Raw genomic sequence first — 3,939 nt, forward strand, 5'->3', positions numbered from 1 at the left:
AACGCCAGGTGCGCCCGCCGCAGCGGTCCCGGCCCAGCGCGGGCGAAGGCGTGCTGCTCGAACGCTATATGCAGGCCTGGCAGACCGACAATCTGGACGGGCTCGTCGAGCTGCTGCGCGAGGACGCCATCTACCACATGCCGCCATGGCAGGAATGGTACCGCGGACATCAGGCGATCGGCGCTTTCCTGGCAAGCGTCTGGGGCAATTTTGCCGGCTATCGGGCGGTGGCCGTCGGCGCCAATGCCCAGCCGGCGGTGGGCATCTACGCGCTCGGCCGCCGGGATTCCATCTGGCGGCCGCATTCGCTGCATGTCATCGAAGCCGCCGACGGCAAGATCGCCTCGCTGACGATCTATGTCCCGCCGCTCGGCCCCGCCCTGTTCGAGGCCTTTGGCCTACCGCCGGAGCCACTTGCCTTAAGGGTCTAGTCCACATCCTCATCCGCGCCGGCCGCAGGCGCCGTCAGCAGCACGGCGGCGCCCAGCAGCGCGGCAACCAGCGAGCCGGCGAGGATGCCGACCTTCACCGCGTCCTGGAGCGCCGGGTCGCGGACGAAGGCGAGCAGGCCGATGAACAGGCTCATGGTAAAGCCAATGCCGCAGAGCAGCGAGACACCCAGCATATGCAGCCAGCCGGCATTGACCGGCAGGTCTGCGAGGCCGAAGCGGATGGCCAGCGCCGAGGAGCCGAAGACGCCGACCAGCTTGCCCAGGACCAAGCCAGCGGCGACGCCCAGCGTCAGCGGCTCGACAAGGGCCGCGAAGCTCAGGCCGCCCAGCGAGACGCCGGCATTGGCGAAGCCGAAGATCGGGATGATGAGAAAGGGCACGAGCTTGTGCAGGCCGTGCTCCAGCCGGTGCAGCGGCGAATGTTCAGTATCGTGGCTGATGCCGGGAGACCGCTCCAGCGGGATGGTGAGCGCCAGCGCGACGCCGGCCAGCGTGGCATGCACGCCCGACTTCAGCACCAGCACCCACAGGACGACGCCCAGCAGCAGATACGGCCAGAGCTTCATCGCCCGCATGCGGTTGAGCACGACCAGCAGTGCGATGACGGCGAAGGCGGCGGCCAGGTATGCGAGCGACAGGCCGCTGGTGTAGAACAGCGCGATGATGATGACGGCGCCGAGATCGTCGATGATGGCCAGGGCGGTGAGGAAGACCTTCAGCGAGGCCGGCACGCGGCTGCCGAGCAGCGACAGAACGCCGAGCGCGAAGGCGATGTCGGTGGCGGTGGGGATCGCCCAGCCGGAAAGCGCCGCCTGATTATCGCGATTGATCAGGACATAGACCAGCGCCGGCACCACCATGCCGCCGGCGGCGGCGATGCCGGGCAGCACGCGGCGCGGCCAGGTCGAGAGCTGCCCGTCGAGCATCTCGCGCTTGATCTCCAGCCCGACCAGCAGGAAGAACACCGCCATCAGCCCGTCATTGATCCAGTGCGAGACGCTGAGCGGCCCGAGATAAGCGTGGAGCACGGCGAAATAGGTCTCGGCCAAAGGCGAGTTGGCGACGATGAGCGCCAGGGCCGCGGCCGCCATCAGGATGATGCCGCCCGCGGTCTCGCCGTCGAGGAATTCGCGCAGGATCGATTTCGGCTGTTCGTCTTGCATGGGCTCCTCTCTCACCAGCCTGTTGGCCGAGAACCTGTCGTCCAATGATGCGCAGCGTCAGCGGCGATGCAAGGCCGAACGTCCGTCGCTTCGTCATCCACGGGCGAAGCAAGGAGCGAAGCGACGCAGCGCAGACCCGAGGATCCATTCCGTTACATGGGAGCGGTGCCAACGGTGCAGAATTCTGCTCCGCTGCATTCTTCGGCCAAGGTCACGGCATGGATCCTCGGGTCTTCGCGCCGCTTTGCGGCGCTACGCCCAAGGATGACGAAGTTTGTTCAGCGCGGCGCCCGCTTGGCGAGAATCCGCTGCAGGGTGCGGCGGTGCATGTTCAGCCGGCGCGCCGTCTCGGAAACGTTGCGGTCGCACATTTCGTAGGCGCGCTGGATGTGCTCCCAGCGCACGCGGTCGGGCGACATCGGGTTTTCCGGCGGCGCGGCACGTTCGCCGGAGGTGCGGGTGAGCGCCGCGAAGACGTCGTCGGCATCAGCAGGCTTGGAAAGATAGTCGATGGCGCCGAGCTTCACCGCCGTCACCGCGGTGGCGATGTTGCCATAGCCGGTCAGGATGATGGCGCGGGCGTCGTCGCGCTTTTCGCGGATGGCTGCAACGACATCGAGGCCGTTGCCGTCGCCGAGACGCATGTCGACCACCGCATAGGCCGGCGGATGGGCGCGCGCCTTGGCGACAGCCTCTTCGACGCTTTCCGCCGTCTCGACCACGAAGCCCCTGGTTTCCATGGCCCGGGCGAGCCGGGTGAGAAAGGGCTTGTCGTCCTCGACGATGAGCAGCGAGGTGTCCTCGCCCTCGACCATTGCGCCAGCCGTCTCGTCTCCGCTCATCTTATCGGCACCCTATTGACCAAAGCGCTACCCGTCGAAACGAATTCCGGCGAAGGCGCTCGAAGTCCATGTTTTTCGGGCATGCCGCTTTTCCAGACACAATTTTGGGCGACATGCTTCACTTTTACGCAGATACAGTCCCGCAAGAGCAATGTCCAATTTTTAGAGCCGGCAACAGAGCTGCCATGCGGTAATTGCAAGGTCTACGCACCATCCAGCCAAGGTTACGCATTGTCGAACATGGTGGCCGAAGCCTGATCCTGGTTGAGGAAGACGCCACGCGGCCAGACGACCTGCACCACCGCGCCTTCGCCGAGCCCGCTCGAATTGCGGAAATCGATAGTGGCGCCGGACCGTTCCAGCAAGGTCTTGGCGATGAACAGACCAAGCCCCAGGCCGCCGCCCGCCTCCGTGCCCTGGCGCGTCGACATATAGGGCTCGCCGATGCGGTCGATGATCTCGGCCGGGAACCCCGGCCCGTCATCGGTGATGGAGAAGGTGACCGTCTCATTGTCCCAGCTCCAGCTGACGGTGACCGACTTGCGGGCGAAATCGACAGCGTTCTCGACCAGATTGCCGAGCCCGTAGATGACGCCGGGGTTGCGCTGGCCGACCGGCTCGGGGCCGATGCGCTCGCCGGGCCGCAGCCGGATCGAGATGCCGAAATCGCGGTGCGGCGCCGTCACCTCCTCGATCAGCGAGGTGAGCGGCATGCGCGACAGATGCGCTTCGCCTTCCGAGGACAGGCTGGTCAGCCGCTTCAGGATCTCGCGGCAGCGTTCGCTCTGCGAGCGCAGGAGCTTGACGTCCTCGCCGTATTTCGGGTCCTTGCCGAGCGCCTTTTCCATCTCCTTGGCGACCACAGTGATGGTGGCCAGCGGCGTGCCGAGCTCATGCGCGGCGGCGGCGGCCAGCCCGTCCAGCGCCGAAAGATGCTGCTCGCGCTGCAGCACCAGCTCGGTGGCGGCCAAAGCGTTGGCGAGCAGGCGCGCTTCCGCCGCGACGCGGAAGGCATAGATCGCGGTGAAGGCGATCGAGGCGAAGACCGCCATCCACATGCCGGCGACATAGATGAAGGGCATCGGCAACGGCGCGTCTTGGTACCAGGGCAGCGGCAGGTGGAAGAACACCAGCAGCGTCGCGGCCACCATGACCAGCGCGCCGAGGATCGCGGTGAACCGCAGCGGCAGCGACGCGGCCGAAATGACAACAGGCACGGAAAGCAGCACCGAGAACGGGTTGGTCAGGCCTCCGGTCATGTAAAGCAAACCGCTGAGCTGCAGGCCGTCGAAGGTCAAGATGGCGAAGGCCGAGAGCGGGGTGAGCCGATGCGCGGCCGGATAGCGGAAGGTGAGCCACAGATTCATCCACGCCGACAAGGCGATGAGCGCGAAGCACATCGAGACCGGCAGCGGGAATTTCAGCCCATAGGCGACGACCAGCACGGTCAGGCTCTGGCCGACGATGGCCAGCCAGCGCAGG

The 3,939-nt window shown here is 66.2% G+C and carries 4 protein-coding genes; 1 reads left to right on the forward strand and 3 read right to left on the reverse strand.

What is annotated here, in order from left to right:
* Positions 1-431 (forward strand): nuclear transport factor 2 family protein (locus EOA27_RS26130; protein ID WP_189562117.1); only part of this gene is annotated, 431 nt, incomplete at its 5' end.
* Here EOA27_RS26130 and nhaA read toward each other — a convergent pair.
* From nhaA to EOA27_RS26145, 3 genes are all read right to left on the reverse strand, one after another.
* On the reverse strand, positions 428-1,615 hold the full coding sequence (gene nhaA, locus EOA27_RS26135; RefSeq protein WP_127257610.1) for a Na+/H+ antiporter NhaA: 1,188 nt from the start codon (positions 1,613-1,615) through the stop codon (positions 428-430). The genes EOA27_RS26130 and nhaA overlap by 4 nt on opposite strands.
* 278 nt (positions 1,616-1,893) lie before the next feature.
* A complete protein-coding gene (locus tag EOA27_RS26140; protein ID WP_127257612.1) occupies positions 1,894-2,457 on the reverse strand; it encodes an ActR/PrrA/RegA family redox response regulator transcription factor in 564 nt (187 codons plus the stop codon).
* Between the two features lie 224 nt (positions 2,458-2,681).
* Positions 2,682-3,939 (reverse strand): ActS/PrrB/RegB family redox-sensitive histidine kinase (locus EOA27_RS26145; protein ID WP_145970538.1); only part of this gene is annotated, 1,258 nt, incomplete at its 5' end.

The sequence above is a fragment of the Mesorhizobium sp. M2A.F.Ca.ET.037.01.1.1 genome, from assembly GCF_003998075.1.
GTDB lineage: Bacteria > Pseudomonadota > Alphaproteobacteria > Rhizobiales > Rhizobiaceae > Mesorhizobium.

Excerpts from the sequence above, each read along its gene's own strand:
- nhaA (WP_127257610.1), bottom strand. The coding sequence starts at position 1,615 with ATGCAAGACGAACAGCCGAAATCGATCCTGCGCGAATTCCTCGACGGC.
- EOA27_RS26140 (WP_127257612.1), bottom strand. The coding sequence starts at position 2,457 with ATGAGCGGAGACGAGACGGCTGGCGCAATGGTCGAGGGCGAGGACACC.